The 17404-nt window shown below is 58.4% G+C and carries 20 protein-coding genes; 19 read left to right on the forward strand and 1 reads right to left on the reverse strand.

The genetic code is table 11. The annotated features are described in order from the left end of the window. Positions 1–82: 82 nt before the first annotated feature. Positions 83–823: a hypothetical protein gene (locus Q0677_RS06735; RefSeq protein ID WP_298907540.1), complete on the reverse strand. Its 741-nt coding sequence runs from the start codon at positions 821–823 to the stop codon at positions 83–85. Positions 824–1040: 217 nt separating this feature from the next. Here Q0677_RS06735 and Q0677_RS06740 point away from each other — a divergent pair, with 217 nt between their 5' ends. From Q0677_RS06740 to Q0677_RS06830, 19 genes are all read left to right on the forward strand, one after another. Further along, positions 1041–1895, forward strand: a complete 855-nt coding sequence (locus tag Q0677_RS06740; protein WP_298907543.1) for a DMT family transporter — start codon at positions 1041–1043, stop codon at positions 1893–1895. Between the two features lie 134 nt (positions 1896–2029). Continuing rightward, positions 2030–2500 carry a 50S ribosomal protein L15 gene (rplO, locus tag Q0677_RS06745; RefSeq protein WP_133484928.1) on the forward strand — a complete coding sequence of 157 codons (471 nt, stop codon included), beginning with the start codon at positions 2030–2032 and terminating at the stop codon, positions 2498–2500. 106 nt (positions 2501–2606) lie between these two features. Beyond that, a complete protein-coding gene (gene secY, locus Q0677_RS06750; protein ID WP_133484927.1) occupies positions 2607–3962 on the forward strand; it encodes a preprotein translocase subunit SecY in 1356 nt (451 codons plus the stop codon). Further along, positions 3959–4537, forward strand: a complete 579-nt coding sequence (locus Q0677_RS06755; RefSeq protein ID WP_298907548.1) for an adenylate kinase — start codon at positions 3959–3961, stop codon at positions 4535–4537. The genes secY and Q0677_RS06755 overlap by 4 nt, the downstream gene beginning before the upstream one ends. A gap of 289 nt (positions 4538–4826) precedes the next feature. Then, entirely contained in the window at positions 4827–5195 is a 369-nt protein-coding gene (rpsM, locus tag Q0677_RS06760) for a 30S ribosomal protein S13 (protein WP_108857343.1), read from the forward strand. A gap of 15 nt (positions 5196–5210) precedes the next feature. After that, complete coding sequence (gene rpsK, locus Q0677_RS06765; RefSeq protein ID WP_133484925.1) at positions 5211–5600, forward strand: 30S ribosomal protein S11; 390 nt, start codon at positions 5211–5213, stop codon at positions 5598–5600. Positions 5601–5710: 110 nt separating this feature from the next. Then, a complete protein-coding gene (locus Q0677_RS06770; protein WP_133484924.1) occupies positions 5711–6727 on the forward strand; it encodes a DNA-directed RNA polymerase subunit alpha in 1017 nt (338 codons plus the stop codon). Positions 6728–6883: 156 nt separating this feature from the next. Continuing rightward, entirely contained in the window at positions 6884–7312 is a 429-nt protein-coding gene (rplQ, locus tag Q0677_RS06775) for a 50S ribosomal protein L17 (protein ID WP_298907557.1), read from the forward strand. Positions 7313–7520: 208 nt separating this feature from the next. Beyond that, a complete protein-coding gene (locus Q0677_RS06780) occupies positions 7521–8132 on the forward strand; it encodes an autoinducer binding domain-containing protein (protein ID WP_298907559.1) in 612 nt (203 codons plus the stop codon). A gap of 52 nt (positions 8133–8184) precedes the next feature. Continuing rightward, a complete protein-coding gene (locus tag Q0677_RS06785; protein WP_298907561.1) occupies positions 8185–9498 on the forward strand; it encodes a replication-associated recombination protein A in 1314 nt (437 codons plus the stop codon). 100 nt (positions 9499–9598) lie between these two features. Continuing rightward, positions 9599–10045 (forward strand): cytochrome c, encoded by a 447-nt coding sequence (locus Q0677_RS06790; protein ID WP_298907563.1) that lies wholly within the window; start codon positions 9599–9601, stop codon positions 10043–10045. A gap of 15 nt (positions 10046–10060) precedes the next feature. Further along, complete coding sequence (locus Q0677_RS06795; RefSeq protein WP_298907565.1) at positions 10061–10666, forward strand: cytochrome b/b6 domain-containing protein; 606 nt, start codon at positions 10061–10063, stop codon at positions 10664–10666. Between the two features lie 43 nt (positions 10667–10709). Further along, complete coding sequence (gene crcB, locus Q0677_RS06800) at positions 10710–11087, forward strand: fluoride efflux transporter CrcB (protein WP_133484920.1); 378 nt, start codon at positions 10710–10712, stop codon at positions 11085–11087. Then, a complete protein-coding gene (locus Q0677_RS06805; RefSeq protein ID WP_133484919.1) occupies positions 11084–12124 on the forward strand; it encodes an RluA family pseudouridine synthase in 1041 nt (346 codons plus the stop codon). The genes crcB and Q0677_RS06805 overlap by 4 nt, the downstream gene beginning before the upstream one ends. After that, positions 12125–12808 (forward strand): HAD-IA family hydrolase, encoded by a 684-nt coding sequence (locus Q0677_RS06810; protein WP_298907569.1) that lies wholly within the window; start codon positions 12125–12127, stop codon positions 12806–12808. Beyond that, positions 12805–13521, forward strand: coding sequence for an ATP12 family chaperone protein (locus Q0677_RS06815; protein WP_298907571.1), 717 nt, complete (start codon positions 12805–12807; stop codon positions 13519–13521). Before Q0677_RS06810 ends, Q0677_RS06815 begins: the two co-directional genes overlap by 4 nt. Positions 13522–13727: 206 nt before the next feature. Further along, positions 13728–14756, forward strand: a complete 1029-nt coding sequence (locus tag Q0677_RS06820) for an amino acid ABC transporter substrate-binding protein (protein ID WP_298907574.1) — start codon at positions 13728–13730, stop codon at positions 14754–14756. Positions 14757–14876: 120 nt separating this feature from the next. Beyond that, complete coding sequence (locus tag Q0677_RS06825) at positions 14877–16109, forward strand: ABC transporter permease subunit (protein WP_298907577.1); 1233 nt, start codon at positions 14877–14879, stop codon at positions 16107–16109. 1 nt (position 16110) lies between these two features. Then, positions 16111–17394 (forward strand): amino acid ABC transporter permease, encoded by a 1284-nt coding sequence (locus tag Q0677_RS06830; protein WP_298907580.1) that lies wholly within the window; start codon positions 16111–16113, stop codon positions 17392–17394. Positions 17395–17404 lie beyond the last annotated feature (10 nt).

Below are 17404 nucleotides of genomic sequence, written 5' to 3' on the forward strand. Positions count from 1 at the left end.
AATAAAATATTCTCTCAGACGATGAAACAAAACAAAACGCCGGTAGCCAAAAGCTGCCGGCGTCTTGCGTTCGGGGGCGAGGCTAGTCGTCAAAATTGGTGGCGCAGGTCAGAAAACGTTCCACATCCTGCTTAATGGCAGCCCAGCGGGGCAGATAAGGTAGTTGAAAGTTTACATTTACGTCGACTTCTGATGCCCTAAAATGCATGTCACAGCTGGGATCGCGAATGTGCTCATTCTGAGTTGAGCAGGCGATCGCTGTTGCTGGCTCATCTGTATTGTCCAATTCAAAGTAAACATTCTGGTCCAGATAGCCCTGAGGAGGCACCACTTTGGTCAATCCGTATGTACCCGGTGTGACCGGGAACTCTTCCATCGGACGCCTCTCGTCAAAACGCCCACCCATCATCGAGATCATAAGTGAGACAATCTCCCGAAGCTCAATGTAATCCCCAACAAGGAAGGTCACATATTGCCGGGCATGCGCATTGTCGGGTTGAGCGCGATGGATTGCCGCTGTCTGCGGGCGCGTCACCGGCAAGAAATTGTCGATCATGAAGGCAAACAGTTGGGCCGTATGGTGTTCACCTTCCTCGTGATCCGGCTTGTCTTCCAGATAGATCTTTGGAACGCGCATCGGGATCAGCTTGTTTTCAAGATCCATCTCGATGAACCATTCCACCATCGCGTTCTCGCCACCGAAAAACTGGCAGGGATCGGATGGAGGCGTGTTAAGCAGCTCATCAACCGTGAAATTGTTTATGCCCGCCGCGCGCCTTGCCTCGATCGAGGTGCCGGATGCCAATTCGGCAGGAGAAAACATAAAGAGCCCAGACGCTACTAGCGCCCCAAACGTAGGAAGCAGAAGACGACCAATCCGCATATGACAATTCCACTTCTACCTATGCGAACGCACTACGGCCGCGGCCAAGGAAGGACGCAATCTGTTTGCTCTGTTCGCGACACTATCCTCGCGGCAGCTTGAAGTTTTGTCATAGGACACTTTGTGGTCCATCAGTCTATCTTGCGGATCACATCACATGTACCGTGAAGCCAACATGCGCCTCTTCCTTCTCACCCTCCTCACCATGACCGCCTTCGCGGCAAACTCTCTGCTCAATCGCGCGGGGTTGGCGGACGGTGTCATTGGTCCGGCGGGCTTTGCCGCGATCCGCGTGATCTCGGGTGCGGTCATGTTGTGGGTGTTGATGGTGTTGGGGCAGAAGGTTGCCCCTAAGCGCGCGGCGCCCGATTGGGTCTCAGCCGGGGCGCTCGCCACCTATCTACTAGGCTTTTCTTTTGCCTATGTGGCGTTGGATGCTGGGCTGGGAGCTCTTGTACTTTTCGCGATCGTGCAAGTCACAATGTTTGCGGGTGCGGTGCGGGCGGGGGATCGGATCCCGGTGCTCAGATGGGGCGGCATGGCGGTATCGATGCTCGGGCTGGCCTATCTGGTTTGGCCGTCTGAGACCGTTCAGCTCCCTGCGCTCCCCGTGATCCTGATGACGGCTGCAGCGATTGGCTGGGGGATTTATTCCTTGATTGGCCGTCGCGCGGTTGAGCCACTTCAGGCGACCGGGTGGAATTTTATCTACGCCACTCCGATTGTCCTGATCGTCACGCTCCCCTTTATCTGGGGCGAAGCGCTGTCGATACCCGGCATCCTGCTGGCCATCACCTCGGGCGCGATCACATCGGGCCTCGGCTACGCTCTTTGGTATCGCGTGCTGCCACAATTGGGGGCCAGCACTGGCGCGCTTGTCCAACTCTCGGTCCCGGTGATTGCGATGGGGGCAGGGGTGATGCTGCTGGGCGAAACGGTCGGTGTACGCGAGGTTACGGCATCTATCCTTGTGTTGGGCGGCATCGCGGTCGGGCTGATCGCGCGCAAATAGCGTCAAAGGCTTGCACCGCGCCAAAGGCTCGTCTATACGCCCCCGGTGGCCTTCGGTCACAGAATCAAAACCAAGAAAAGCCGTGTTTGACCCCGTGTCGCTTCTGGGGTCAGTTCCGGCAAAGGAGAAGCGATATGAAATTGCATGAACTGCGCGACAATCCTGGCGCAACCAAACCCCGCAAACGTGTTGGTCGTGGTCCCGGTTCGGGCACTGGTAAAACCGGTGGCCGTGGTATCAAAGGTCAGAAGTCGCGTTCGGGTGTAGCCATCAACGGCTACGAAGGCGGCCAAATGCCCCTCTACCAGCGTCTTCCCAAGCGTGGCTTCAACAAGCCGAACCGCAAGAAGTTCGCTGTGATCAACCTGGGCCTGATCCAGAAGTTCATCGACGAGAAGAAACTGGACGCTGGTGACATCACCGAGGACACCCTGGTTGCTTCGGGTCTGGTTCGTCGCAAGCTGGACGGTGTTCGCGTTCTGGCCAAAGGCGAACTGACCGCCAAAGCCAACATCACCGTGACCGGTGCGTCGAAGTCGGCTGTTGAAGCTGTTGAGAAAGCTGGCGGTAAATTGACCGTGGCTGCTCCGGCTGCGGCTGAATAAGACCTTGTGAGGGGCGCGCCAGCCCCTTACATGTCTAATCACGTTTTCAAGCGCCGCCGGAGCCGGGAACGGTCCGGCGGCGTTTTACTTGATCCAAGGGGGCCTTATGGCATCTGCAGCAGAACAAATGGCGTCGAACATGAGCTGGAGCGCCTTCGGCAAGGCGACCGAGCTTCGACAGCGCATCTTCTTCACGATCGGGCTTCTGATCATCTATCGCATTGGCACGTATATTCCCGTTCCGGGGATTGACGCGAACGCCCTGCGCGAGTTCATGGACCAAGCACAATCCGGCATTGCTGGCGTGCTGGGTATGTTCACCGGTGGCGCTCTGAGCCGCATGGGTGTCTTTGCCCTTGGAATCATGCCGTACATCTCGGCCTCGATCATCGTGCAGCTTCTGTCTTCCATGTGGGAGCCGCTGAAGCAGCTGAAGAAAGAGGGCGAGCAAGGCCGCAAGAAGATCAACCAATACACCCGCTATGGCACCGTTCTGCTGGCCACGGGTCAGGCGTTTGCTCTGGCGAACTCGCTGCAAGCTGGTGATCTGGTCACAAACCCCGGTTCGTTCTTCATCGCAGCCTGTGTGATTACGCTGGTTGGCGGCACCATGTTCCTGATGTGGCTGGGTGAGCAGATCACCGCACGCGGCATCGGCAACGGTATCTCGCTGATCATCTTCGTTGGTATCGTGGCAGAAATCCCCGCCGCTCTGGCACAGTTCCTGGCCTCGGGCCGTTCGGGTGCCATCAGCCCCGCCGTGATCATCGGTGTGATTGTGATGATGGTCGCCGTGATTGCCTTCGTCGTGTTCATGGAACGCGCGCTGCGCAAGGTGCACATCCAGTACCCGCGCCGTCAGGTTGGCATGAAGATGTATGACGGTGGCTCGTCCCACCTGCCGATCAAGGTAAACCCGGCAGGCGTTATCCCGGCGATCTTCGCCTCGGCGCTTCTTTTGCTGCCGACAACGATCTCGACCTTCTCGTCGGGTCAATCCGGTCCGATCATGTCGACCATCCTGGCCTATTTCGGCCCCGGTCAGCCTCTGTACTTGCTGTTCTTCACAGCGATGATCATGTTCTTCACCTTCTTCTACACCAAGGAAGTTGCGTTCAAGACGGATGAAGTTGCCGACAACCTGAAGAACCAGAACGGCTTCGTACCCGGCATTCGTCCTGGCAAGAAAACCGCCGAGTATCTGGACTATGTTGTGACCCGCCTGCTGACGCTTGGCTCGATCTATCTGGCCGCGGTCTGCTTGATGCCGGAAATCCTGCGCAGCCAGCTGGCCATTCCGTTCTATTTCGGCGGCACCTCGGTTCTGATTGTTGTGTCCGTGACCATGGACACCATCCAGCAAGTGCAGTCGCATCTTCTGGCCCACCAGTATGAGGGCCTGATTGAAAAGTCGCAGCTGCGCGGCAAGAAACGTGGCAAGAAGGGGCCTGCACGTCGATGAACATTATTCTTCTTGGACCGCCGGGCGCCGGCAAAGGAACTCAAGCCGCCAAGCTGGTGGAAGAACGTGGCATGATCCAGCTGTCGACCGGTGACATGCTGCGGGAAGCCAAAGCCTCGGGCACCGAGATGGGCAAGAAAGTTGCCGCTATCATGGACGCGGGCGAACTGGTTACTGACGAGATCGTCATCGGCCTGATCGAGGAAAAGCTGGAAGGCGATACCGGAGGCGGCTTCATCTTTGACGGCTTCCCCCGCACGCTTCCTCAAGCCGACGCCTTGGGTGCGCTACTTGAGAAGCACAATCAGACGCTGGATGCTGTTGTCGAAATGCGCGTGGATGACGAGGTGCTGGTTGGCCGTATCGTTGGCCGCGCCGAAGAAGCCCGCAAAGCAGGTCAGCCTGTGCGTGCAGACGACAACGAGGAAAGCCTGAAGATCCGTCTGATGGAATACTACAAAAAGACCTCGCCGCTGATTGGCTATTACTGGGCCAAAGGTGACCTGAAATCGGTCAACGGTCTGGGCACCATTGACGAAGTGCAGGGCGAAATCGCCGAGGTACTAGGCGTCTGATCCAGACGCCAAAGATGAATTGCCAAGCGCCGCGGACTGATCGCGGCGCTTTGGTTTTTTTTGGCCGGGCCGGGGTGTGCAAAAGGCTTGGTGCCATGATGGGTTGACGAGACGCTCAATCCCGAGTAACTCACCCCATCCCTTACGGGAATCGGTGTGTCTGCGGGGTCGCTCCCCATGTCGCACCAGACCAGAGAATTCAGCGCGGCCCGCTAGGAATGATCCGGCGGGCTTACGTTGTGAAAAAAGGTTCCGGAGCTACGGAACCGCAACGAAAAGGAAAGACTACGTGGCACGTATTGCTGGCGTAAACATCCCGACCCATAAACGGGTCCCGATCGCCCTGACCTACATTACCGGTATCGGCCATACTTCGGCTGCTGCTATCTGCGAAGCTGTGAACATCGACGTAACCCGTCGCGTGAACGAACTGTCGGACGCTGAAGTTCTGGCCATTCGTGAGCACATCGACGCAACCTACACCGTTGAAGGTGACCTGCGCCGTGAAGTTCAGATGAACATCAAACGTCTGATGGATCTGGGCTGCTACCGTGGTCTGCGCCACCGTCGTAACCTCCCCGTTCGTGGTCAGCGTACCTCGACCAACGCACGTACTCGCAAAGGCCCTGCAAAGGCCATTGCTGGTAAGAAGAAATAAGGGAGGGTTTGACCAATGGCTCGTGATAAGACCCGCATGAAGCGTAAAGAGCGTAAGAACATCGCATCCGGTGTTGCTCACGTTAACTCGTCGTTCAACAACACCAAGATCCTGATCTCGGACGTGCAAGGCAACGCCATCTCGTGGTCGTCGGCTGGCACCATGGGTTTCAAAGGCTCGCGCAAGTCGACCCCGTATGCTGCTCAGATGGCTGCGGAAGACGCTGGCAAGAAAGCTCAGGAACACGGTGTTAAGACGCTGGAAGTTGAAGTTCAGGGCCCCGGTTCGGGTCGTGAATCGGCTCTGCGTGCGCTGGCTGCTATCGGTTTCAACATCACCTCGATCCGTGATGTAACCCCGATCGCACACAACGGCTGCCGCCCGCCGAAGCGCCGCCGCGTATAAGCACTATTTTACCGCCGGGCCGCGTGTGAATGCGTGGCCCGGTTTCCGTCATTTTAACCTCGGGCGTCCTGCCCTTTGGACATGGGGACAGGACAAGAATGGAGGGACGCATGATCCACAAGAACTGGGCAGAATTGATCAAGCCGACACAGCTGGACGTAAAGCCGGGCAATGACCCCGCACGTCAGGCAACCGTTGTTGCTGAACCGCTGGAGCGTGGCTTTGGTCTGACCCTGGGCAACGCCCTGCGCCGCGTGCTGATGAGCTCGCTGCAAGGTGCCGCTATCACGTCGGTTCAGATCGACAACGTCCTGCACGAGTTCAGCTCGGTTGCGGGTGTACGTGAAGACGTCACTGACATCGTTCTGAACCTCAAAGGTGTTGCGATCAACATGGAAGTCGAAGGCCCCAAGCGCCTGTCGATTTCGGCCAAAGGCCCGATGGTTGTGACCGCTGGTGCGATCTCGGAATCGGCTGGTATCGAGATCCTGAACAAAGATCACGTGATCTGTCACCTGGATGACGGCGCGGACCTGTTCATGGAGCTGACCGTCAACACTGGCAAAGGCTATGTTGCAGCTGACAAGAACAAGCCGGAAGATGCGCCGATTGGCCTGATCCCGGTGGACGCGATCTATTCGCCGGTCAAGAAAGTGTCGTATGACGTGCAGCCGACCCGTGAAGGTCAGGTTCTGGACTATGACAAGCTGACCCTGAAGCTGGAAACCGATGGCTCGGTGACCCCGGAAGATGCAGTGGCTTTCGCGGCCCGCATCCTGCAGGACCAGCTGTCGATCTTCGTAAACTTCGACGAGCCGGAAGCTGCTGGCCGTCAGGACGAAGACGATGGTCTCGAGTTCAACCCGCTTCTGCTGAAGAAAGTGGACGAGCTGGAACTGTCGGTTCGTTCGGCAAACTGCCTGAAGAACGACAACATCGTTTACATTGGCGATCTGATCCAGAAAACCGAAGCCGAGATGCTGCGCACTCCGAACTTCGGCCGCAAGTCGCTGAACGAGATCAAAGAAGTGCTTTCGGGCATGGGTCTGCACCTTGGCATGGATGTCGAGGAATGGCCGCCTGAGAACATCGAAGAGCTGGCGAAGAAGTTCGAAGACCAGTTCTGATTTGACTCTGTTTCGGGGGCCGGGTATCTGGCCCCCAAATGCCCTCCTGATGAGGGGAACATCTGGGCAATCCTGCCCCAAGGAGAGGGACCGACACGCATCGGTTCACAGACAAAGTATCGCTCAATCAAGAGCACCAAATGAAGGATTAAGAAAATGCGTCACGCTCGTGGTTACCGCCGCCTGAACCGCACCCATGAACACCGTAAAGCCATGTTCGCCAACATGGCTGGCTCGCTGATCGAGCACGAACAGATCAAAACCACCCTGCCCAAGGCCAAAGAACTGCGCCCGATCATCGAAAAGATGATCACGCTGGCCAAACGTGGTGACCTGCACGCGCGTCGTCAGGCGTCGGCACGTCTGAAGCAGGAAGCTCTGGTTGCTAAACTGTTCGACGTTCTGGGCCCGCGCTATGCTGAACGCCAGGGTGGCTACGTCCGCGTTCTGAAAGCTGGCTTCCGCTATGGTGACATGGCGCCGATGGCGATCATCGAATTCGTAGACCGCGATGCCGATGCCAAAGGCGCAGCTGACCGCGCCCGTCTGGAAGCTGAAGAAGCTGTTGCAGACGCCGAAGAATAAGCCGGTCTAAACCGACTTGAAAAAGCCCCGCCTTGAGCGGGGCTTTTTTGTTTTTGCCGTTCATGGAAGAGCGCTTAAAGACGCATTGGTTGCCCCCACGTCAAATTGCAAGCTCCGGTTGTTTGACTATTTGCGAATATGTCTAAATAGATAGTTTCTATTCAACGCGTTATTCTCCTAAGAAATACTCAGGGTAGCCAAGCCAAATATGCAGCGGAAGACCGACCTAAGCGATAATTTGTTACGTTTAGATAGACTCGCGCCGTCTGGTTATGGGTTAGGACTGCATATTCGGAATGGTACACCGTATATCTTACGGCAAACCTACGATCCTGAATGGTCCGCAAAATACATCGAAATGGGTTATGCGATTGTCGACCCTATAGTTTTTTGGGGGGTCAACAATGAAGGCTCTATTCGCTGGAGCAGCCTAGAACACCCCGATCCACACAATGTTTTTGCCCAGGCCGCGACCTACGGAGCGAAGTATGGTGTTGCGATCTCGGTTGGACCGATCTCGTCTCGTACAATCGGAGGAGTTTCGCGTTCTGACCGAGAGTATACGGACGGTGAAATTCAGCAGGTTCTTGACGTGATTTCGCTGATCCATTTCCACACAAAGCCCCCCGAAAGCTTGACCGCTGCGCAGGGTGCGGCTCTGCAAATGGTTGCGAAAGGATTTCGCTACGCGGAAGCTGCGGCCCAATTGGGAATCTCTGAAAGTGCGCTAAAGGCGCGTTTGCGCAGTGCTCGTGATCGCCTTTCGGCGCGGACCACATCAGAGGCACTCCAACGTGCACAAGAAAACCGCCTTATCTAAAATCGGTCGTTTTCTTCTTTTCCCCATCCCCCCGGACGCATAGTTTCAGCCCATGGCAGACCTGTTCGACAGTTCCACCGACCGCCCTGATCGCGGTCACGACGCACCACGCCCTTTGGCAGATCGGCTGCGCCCGCAATCCCTGTCCGAGGTGATCGGGCAGGAACAGGTGCTTGGCCCCGAGGCCCCGTTGGGCACGATGCTGGCGGCGGGCAGTCTGGGGTCGCTGATCTTGTGGGGACCTCCCGGCGTGGGCAAAACCACCATTGCGCGCCTTCTGGCGCGTGAAACAGATCTGCATTTCGTCCAGATTAGTGCGATCTTTTCCGGCGTGCCCGAGCTGCGCAAAGTCTTCGAAGCGGCCAAGCATCGCCGCGCGAACGGGCAGGGGACGCTGCTGTTCGTGGACGAGATCCACCGCTTCAACAAAGCCCAGCAAGACGGGTTCCTGCCCTACATGGAAGACGGCACGATTTTGCTTGTCGGCGCCACGACCGAGAACCCCTCGTTCGAGCTGAACGCCGCTGTGCTGTCGCGCTCACAAGTGTTGGTGCTGACGCGCTTGTCACTGGCCGATCTGGAGCGTTTGGTACAGCGCGCTGAGCAAGAGCTGGGCAAGGCTCTGCCTCTGACCGGAGAAGCCCGCGAAGCCCTGCTTGAGATGGCAGATGGTGACGGGCGTGCGCTGCTGAATTTGGTGGAACAGGTCACGGCATGGAAGGTCGAGGGCAAGTTGGACGTCGACGGGCTGTCCTCGCGCCTGATGAAGCGCGCCGCCGTCTATGACAAGTCCGGCGACGAGCATTACAACCTGATCTCCGCCCTGCACAAATCCATCCGGGGCTCGGACCCAGATGCCGCGCTTTACTGGTTCGCCCGGATGCTGAACGGCGGCGAGGATCCCCGTTTTCTGGCCCGCCGTCTGACGCGCATGGCCGTTGAAGACATCGGGTTGGGCGACCCGCAAGCGCAGCGGGTGTGCCTAGATGCGTGGGAGACCTATGAACGTCTTGGCAGCCCAGAAGGCGAGCTTGCCCTGTCGCAGGCGGTGATCTATCTGGCGCTCGCGCCGAAATCCAATGCCAACTACGTGGCCTTCAAGGCGGCAATGACTGCGGCGAAGAAAACCGGATCAGCACCGCCCCCCAAGCACATCCTGAACGCTCCGACGCGTTTGATGGAAGAACAAGGCTATGGCGAAGGCTATGCCTATGACCACGACGCGCCGGATGGATTCTCGGGCCAGAATTACTTCCCCGACGACATGAAACGCGGCGTCTACTACGTGCCGGTCGAACGCGGCTTCGAGCGAGAGCTGAAAAAACGCACAGACTACTTTGCAAAACTGCGCAGAAAACGGCTGTGACAATTAATTCTCTTGTCGATAGAAATTCAGCGACAGAAAACTGGCGGTGATCCGTTTTACGATCACCCCTCCACGACTGCGCATTCAAAGGAGAAATTTTATGCGTCTCGCCATTTTTGCCGCCGCCCTTGCCATTCCCGCCGCCGCTTTCGCCGCTGATCCGGTTCTGGACACGATCGAAGCACGTCAGGGCTTTTACAAACTTCTTGGGGCCAACATGGGCGTTCTGGCTGGCATGGCCAAGGGCCAGATCGAGTATGACGCCGCAGCTGCGCAAACCGCAGCAGACAACATGGGCACGCTGACCATGTACAACGTGGGCCACCTGTATATGCCCGGCACCTCGAGCGCGGATTCGGACAAGACCCGTGCGTTGCCCGCGATTTGGGAAGACTTCCCCGGAGTGCAGGAAAAAGGCGCCGCCTTTGTTGAGGCGGTAAAGGGGATGCAAGCGGTTGCTGGCGCAGGTAAGGACCAAATGGTTGCAGCCCTTGGCCCGCTGGGCGGCACATGCAAAGCTTGCCACGACGACTACCGCGCCAAGTAAGCGAAGGATTTGGATATGGATGATCAGCGCCCCGAAAACGTCGAGCGCGTTAAGCTGTGGGATCCGGCCCTGCGCCTGTTCCACTGGGCGCTGGTCATCTGTGTCGTGACTGGTTGGATGCTGGGCCGGTTCGGGCCCAACATCATGACCCTGCATTTCTATGCGGGCTATGCGGTCATTGGCCTTCTGGCCTTCCGCATCCTCTGGGGCTTTGTTGGTTCGCGCCCCGCGCGGTTCAGCCATTTCCTCTTCGGTCCGAAGAAAACGCTGGCCTACGTCGCGACCCTGCCCAAACGCCGCCCCAGCTATTGGCCTGGCCACAACCCGGTGGGTGCCCTGTCGGTCTTTGCCCTGCTGGGCGTTTTGATCCTGCAGGTGGGGACAGGGTTGTTCATCGACGCGGATGACTTCATCAACACCGGCCCGCTGGTGGACTGGGTCAGCTATGACACCGCACGCGCGGCTGCGGGGTTGCACTATCGCCTATCCCTTCTGCTTCTGGCGCTGGTCGTGCTGCATCTGGGCGCGATCCTGTTTTACCGCTTCTGGAAGCGCGAAAACCTTGTCAAACCGATGGTCACCGGGTGGAAAGAGGTACGCAAGGACCATCCAGACGCGTGACAGAGCGCTTGACAACAAAGGCGCTTGGCCTCAGTCAGACGCCATGATGACACCCCTTTTGCAAGTTGCCTTGGGCGGCGCGCTTGGCGCCTCGGCCCGCTATCTGACCGGCACTACGGTCACCCGCCTGCTGGGCCACGGCTTTCCGGCCGGGACTATGGTGGTAAACGTGGTGGGCTCGTTTCTGATGGGCGCATTGGTTGTCATTCTGGCCAAGAAAGGCGGGCAAGCGGCAGCGCCTTTCCTGATGACCGGAGTGCTGGGCGGGTTCACGACCTTCTCGGCCTTTTCCTTGGATGCAGTGACCCTGTTCGAGCGCGGCCAGAGCGCCGCAGCGATCGGCTATATCCTTGGGTCCGTCCTGATTTCGATTGCCGCATTGGTGGCGGGTCTGTGGCTGACCCGAATGGTGCTGGCATGAGCGTTCAACGAATTACCCTTGGCCCGGACGAGGCCGAGCAGCGGCTGGATCGCTGGGTCAAACGCACCTTCCCGCATGTGGGGCAGGGCCGGATCGAAAAGGGCTGCCGTAAGGGCGAATTCCGGGTGAACGGAGCCAAGGCCAAGACCTCGACCCGCGTGGGGCCGGGGGACGAAGTGCGCGTGCCGCCATTGCCCGTGCCGGAAGGGGGCCGCCCCGCGCCCAAGCCCAAGTCGCGCGTATCGGCTGCTGATGCCAAGATGATCCAGTCCTGCGTTATCTACCAAGATGACCACGTGATTGCCCTGAACAAACCGGCGGGCCTGCCGACGCAGGGTGGCTCGAAGCAGCTGAAACATGTGGACGGTCTGGCCGAGGCGCTGAAATATGACCGCGAGGAAAAACCCCGCCTTGTGCACCGACTGGACAAGGATACGTCTGGTGTATTGCTGCTGGCACGCACGCAGGCCGTGGCCTCGGCCCTGACCGCCGCGATCCGTCACAAGGAAACCCGCAAGATTTACTGGGCCGTGGTGGCCGGCGTGCCGACGCCGTATCTGGGCGAGATCCGTTACGGGCTGTTCAAAGCCCCCGGTGGCGGGCGTGGTGCGGGTGAAAAGATGATCTGTGTGCATCCCCGCGCGATGCATGAATATCCAGACGCCAAGCGCGCGCATACGCTCTATGCTACGCTTTACCGTGTGGCGGGCCGTGCCTCTTGGGTGGCGATGGAGCCGATCACCGGCCGCACCCACCAGCTACGCGCGCATATGGCCGAGATCGGCCACCCGATCATCGGCGACGGCAAATATGGCGGCTCGTCTCAGGACAATATGGGCGACGGTTGGGGCGCAATGATTGGCGGCGAAATTTCCCGCAAACTGCACCTGCACGCGCGCTCGATGACCTTCGAACATCCGGTGACGAAGAAGCCGATCACCGTCACCGCCGACCTGCCGCCCCACATGGCGGATACGTTTGAGACCTTCGGCTGGACGCCTGATCTGGCCGCTGATGATCCGTTCGAGGCGCTCTGAATGACCACCCTGAAGCTTGCCGTGTTTGATGTCGACGGGACGCTGATCGACAGCCAAGATTTTATCGTCGAGGCGATGAACCGTGCCTTTGGTGAAATGGGTGTGGCGCTGCCGACCCGCGATGAGGTGCTGTCGATCGTTGGGCTGTCCCTGCATGACGCCATTGCACGTTTGGTGCCTGACATGTCCGCGCGCGACGTCGACGCAGCGGCGCAGCAATACAAGGACATGTTCATCAAGCTGCGCGCCGAAAAAGGCGGCGAGGCCGCGGCGCCGATGTATCCCGGTGCTCGCGAAGCGCTTGAGGCGCTGCACCCGCGTGACGAGGTGTTGTTGGGGGTCGCTACGGGCAAGGCGCGGCGCGGATTGGATCACGCCTATGACGCGCATGATCTGCGCAAGTTTTTCGTAACGCACCAGACAGCGGATGATCACCCATCGAAGCCACACCCCTCGATGCTAAAGCGCGCCCTGTCCGAGACCGGGGCCGAGGCCGCGCAGGCGGTGATGATTGGCGATACGAGCTTTGATATGGAAATGGGCAAGGCGGCAGGCTTTCGCACCATTGGCGTGACCTGGGGTTATCATCCGCGTGAGCGGTTGATCGCGGCTGGCGCGGACATTCTGATTGATGCGTTTGCGGATCTGCCCGCTGCGCTGGACAAACTTTGGGGGACAGCATGAGCGGTTGGGCAGCAAAACGGTTCTGGAAAGAAACCTCGATCGGCGAGGCTGACGGCGGCTTTCAGGTGCTGCTGGATGGGCGCGCGGTGAAGACGCCCGCGAAGTCCCCGCTGGTTGTGCCGTCGCGCGCATTGGCCGAGGCAATGGCCGCCGAATGGGACGCGCAAGAGGACGCCGTCGATCCCAACACCATGCCTGTAACCCGCATGTGTAACTCGGCGATCGACAAGGTGTCCGTACAGCACGCTGCTATCGCCGACATGTTGGCTGCCTATGGCGACAGCGATCTTCTGTGTTACCGCGCCACCTCGCCGCAGGAACTGGTCGAACGGCAGGCCGAGAATTGGGATCCGATTCTTGACTGGGCGGTCGATTCTCTCGATGTGCGGCTGAAACCGGTCGCGGGCGTGATGCATGAGGCGCAGGATGCGCATTCTGTTCAGAAACTGACGGATTTGGTTCACGAATTTTCACCGTTCCAATTGACCGCCTTTCACGATCTCGTGTCGATGAGCGGCTCGCTGATCTTGGCTTTCGCCATAACACAAAGGCGTTTGGATGCAGATGCAGCATGGCAATTGTCGCGCCTTGACGAGCTTTGGCAGGAAGAATTGTGGGGCAAGGACGAAGAAGCTCAGGAAATGGTTGAAAAGAAAGCCAAGGATTTTGCCCTTGCAGCATGGTTTTTCTCAGCAATCGGCGGCGAAACTTAATGCAACCAAAGCGTTAGGCGCGCCTAATTTTCTTACTTTCCCCTAGGTTAAGCATCGCTATTCGCGATGTTGCCCTTGACGAAATATGATCAATCCTTTCAAAATCTGACGCAGTTGAAGGGGAAACAACCTTCTGCATCACTCACTGCGGGCGCTAACGTTCGCTAAAAAGGCCCTAAAATGGGCACAATCAGGAAGAGGTAAATATGAAGAAATCCGCTTTTCTTGGCGCACTGACTGTTGCCGGCATCGCTGCAAGCGCTGCTGTTGCTCAGGACGCTTCGACGGTTGATCAGATCAAAGAGCGCGGCAAGCTGAACTGTGGCGTGACCACTGGTCTGGTTGGCTTTGCAGCTCCGGATGCGAACGGTCAGTGGAATGGCTTTGACGTAGGCGTATGCCGCGCTGTCGCTGCCGCCGTACTGGGCGATGCAAATGCTGTTGAATTCGTACCGACCACCGGCAAGACCCGCTTCACCGCGCTGGCTTCGGGTGAGATCGATATGCTGGCCCGTAACACCACTTGGACCTTCTCGCGCGATGTCGACCTGAAGTTCGAATTCGTTGGTGTGAACTACTATGACGGCCAAGGCTTCATGGTTCCCAAAGAGCTTGGTGCAACCTCGGCGAAGGAACTGGACGGCGCGACCGTTTGTATCCAGACCGGCACCACCACCGAACTGAACTTGGCCGACTTCTTCCGTGCCAACGACATGAGCTACGAGCCGGTTCCGATCGAAACCAACGCGGAAGCTCAGCAGCAGTATCTGGCAGGTGCCTGTGACGTGTACACCACCGATGCTTCGGGTCTGGCCGCAACGCGCGCGACCTTCGAAGATCCGTCGGCACACGTTCTGCTGCCCGAAATCATCTCGAAAGAGCCGCTGGGCCCGCTGGTCCGTCACGGCGACAACGAGTGGGGTGATATCGTACGCTGGACTCTGAACGCACTGATCGCAGCTGAAGAGCTGGGTGTGACCTCGGCCAACATCGGTGAACTGGGCGCATCGGCTGGTGCAAACCCGGAAATCAACCGTCTGCTGGGCACCGAAGGCACCCTGGGCGAGATGCTGGGTCTGGACGCCGAGTGGGCCAAGCGCGCCATCATGGCGGGCGGCAACTATGGCGAACTGTTTGCCAAGAACATCGGTGAAGACACTCCGATCGCTCTGGCACGTGGCCTGAACGCACAGTGGACCGAAGGCGGCCTGCTGTACGCTCCGCCCTTCCGCTAAGACACTTATGAAAAGGGCGTGGACACTCCACGCCCTTTTTTTTCCATCTGAACGCACCTTGGCACCGCGGCCCAAGCCGCCCCTCAAGAATAAACGCCAAGGGCAACGGGGATGTATCACATGACATCTATGACCGACCCCCACCGGGGGCAATTCCGGCTATCCATGCTGTTCAACGATACGAGATATCGTTCGCTGACCTATCAGGCCATCGCTGCCATCGTGCTTGCGCTGGCGATCTGGTACCTCGGCAATAACCTTCTCCAGAACTTGCGGACTGCCGGTCTGAACATTTCTTTCGGCTTCCTGGGCGATCCGGCGGGCTATGACATCAGTCAGCGCCTTGTGGAATACGACAGCCAGTCGTCCCACGCACGCGCCGCTATCGTCGGGATCCTGAACACCTTGCTTGTGTCGTTTCTCGCCTGTGTGACGGCTACCATCTTCGGCGTCATCGCCGGCGTCTTGCGCTTGTCCAACAACTGGTTGGTTTCCAAGCTGATGTCCGTCTATGTCGAGATCTTCCGCAACATCCCGGTGCTGATCTGGATCATCATCATCTTTACGATCATGACGGCCGTGATGCCCGCACCGCGCGCTTTCCGGGGGGACACGCCCGAAGCGACGATGCTGCTGGATATGTTCGCCTTCACGAACCGCGGCGTGTATACGCCCGGCCCGTATTTCACGGCGCCGTTCTTTGCCAACCCGTTCCTGAACTGGGTGCTGGTGCTGGCCGTATTGGCTGGCAGCCTGTTTGCCACCCGCCGGGTGGCGCATTGGGCGACCGGCGTGCAGGAACAGTCCGGTGTACGCCCGACCACTTGGTATTTCACGCTGGGCCTGTGGGTTGTGCCCGTCGGTCTGCTGCTGCTGGTGATGGGCCTGGCCTGGGAGATCCCAGAGCTGAAGGGCTTTAACTTCAAAGGCGGCATTAAAATCGGCGGTGCCCTGATTGCCCTATGGTTCGCCCTGTCGATCTATACCGGCGCATTCATCGCAGAGAACGTCCGCGCAGGTATTCAGGCGATCAGCAAAGGCCAGACTGAGGCGGCAGGGGCCCTTGGCCTGCGTCCGCGTCGTACGATGAACCTTGTGGTTCTGCCTCAGGCGCTGCGGGTGATCATTCCGCCGCTGATTTCGCACTATCTGAACATCACCAAGAACTCGTCCTTGGCGATTGCGGTTGGCTATGCCGATGTGACGGCCACACTGGGCGGCATCACGCTGAACCAGACTGGTCGCGCGATCGAGTGTGTGCTGCTTCTGATGGCTTTCTACCTGACGATTTCGTTGCTCATCTCGGTTGGGATGAACTTCTACAACAAATCCGTAAAGCTGAAGGAGCGTTAATATGGCTGATCTTTCCTTTGTACGCTCTGAAATGCTGCCCGAGCGGGCCCCGCCCGCGAACGAGGTCGGCATCGTAAAATGGCTGCGCACCAACCTGTTCTCGACATGGCCAAATGCGCTTCTGACAGTAGCTGCTTTCTATGTGATCTATCTGGTGCTGGCAGGCGTCCTGCCGTGGCTCTTTGGCGGTGTCTGGACCACATCCAGCCTGTCGGAATGCCGCGAGGTCCTGCAAGGCGATGTCGGTGGCTGCTTCTCGGTCCTGACCGAGCGCTGGAACCAGCTGATCTATGGGTTCAAATACCCGACCGAGCTGTACTGGCGCCCTAACCTTGCATTGGTCCTGCTGGCCTTCGCGGCAGCTCCGGTGCTGTTCTTTGACCTGCCACGCAAGCTTTTGCTGTTCACCGCGATCTACCCGTTTATTGCCTACTGGCTGGTCTGGGGTGGTCCGATTGGCGTGCCCGTGACGGCGTTTGTCGGTATTCTGGGCGCCTATCTGGTGTTTGAACGCTTCAGCGCCTCGAACTTTGCACTGGGTGCGCTGGGCGGCGTGGCTACGGCCTTCGTCCTGTGGTTCATCGGTGGATATCTGGTCGACATGATGGCCAGCGAAAATCCGTTGCTGACCCCGGTTGCATCGCGTGATCTGGGTGGGTTCATGCTGAACCTGATGCTGGGCGTGACCTGTGTGTCGCTGTCGATCCCGCTGGGGATCGCATTGGCGCTGGGCCGTCAGTCCTCGATGCCGTTGATCAAAGGTGTCTGCGTGATCTTCATCGAATTTATTCGTGGGGTTCCGCTGATCACGCTGCTGTTCGTGGCATCCGTGATGTTGGCCTACTTCTTCCCGCCAGATGCCACCGTGGACCTGTTCCTGCGCGTGGTCATCATGATCACCCTGTTCTCGTCGGCTTATATCGCCGAGGTGATCCGGGGCGGTTTGGCCGCGCTGCCAAAGGGACAGTACGAAGCCGCAGACAGCCTTGGGTTGGACTACCCACAGGCCATGCGCTTCATCATCCTGCCTCAGGCACTGAAGATCTCGATTCCAGGCATCGTGAACGTCGCTGTGGGTCTGTTCAAAGACACCACGCTGGTTTCGGTGATTTCGATGTTCGATCTGGTCGGTATGATCCGCGGCCCGATCCTGGCATCGCAGGAATGGAACGGCGTGTATTGGGAGCTTCTGGGCTTTGCCGCGCTCCTGTTCTTCGTCGTCTGTTATGGCATTTCACAATATTCGCAGTGGCTGGAGCGTCGGCTTCGCACGGACCACCGTTAAAGGAGAGACT

Origin of the sequence: uncultured Aliiroseovarius sp. (genome assembly GCF_947492455.1) — a bacterium.
GTDB lineage: Bacteria > Pseudomonadota > Alphaproteobacteria > Rhodobacterales > Rhodobacteraceae > Aliiroseovarius.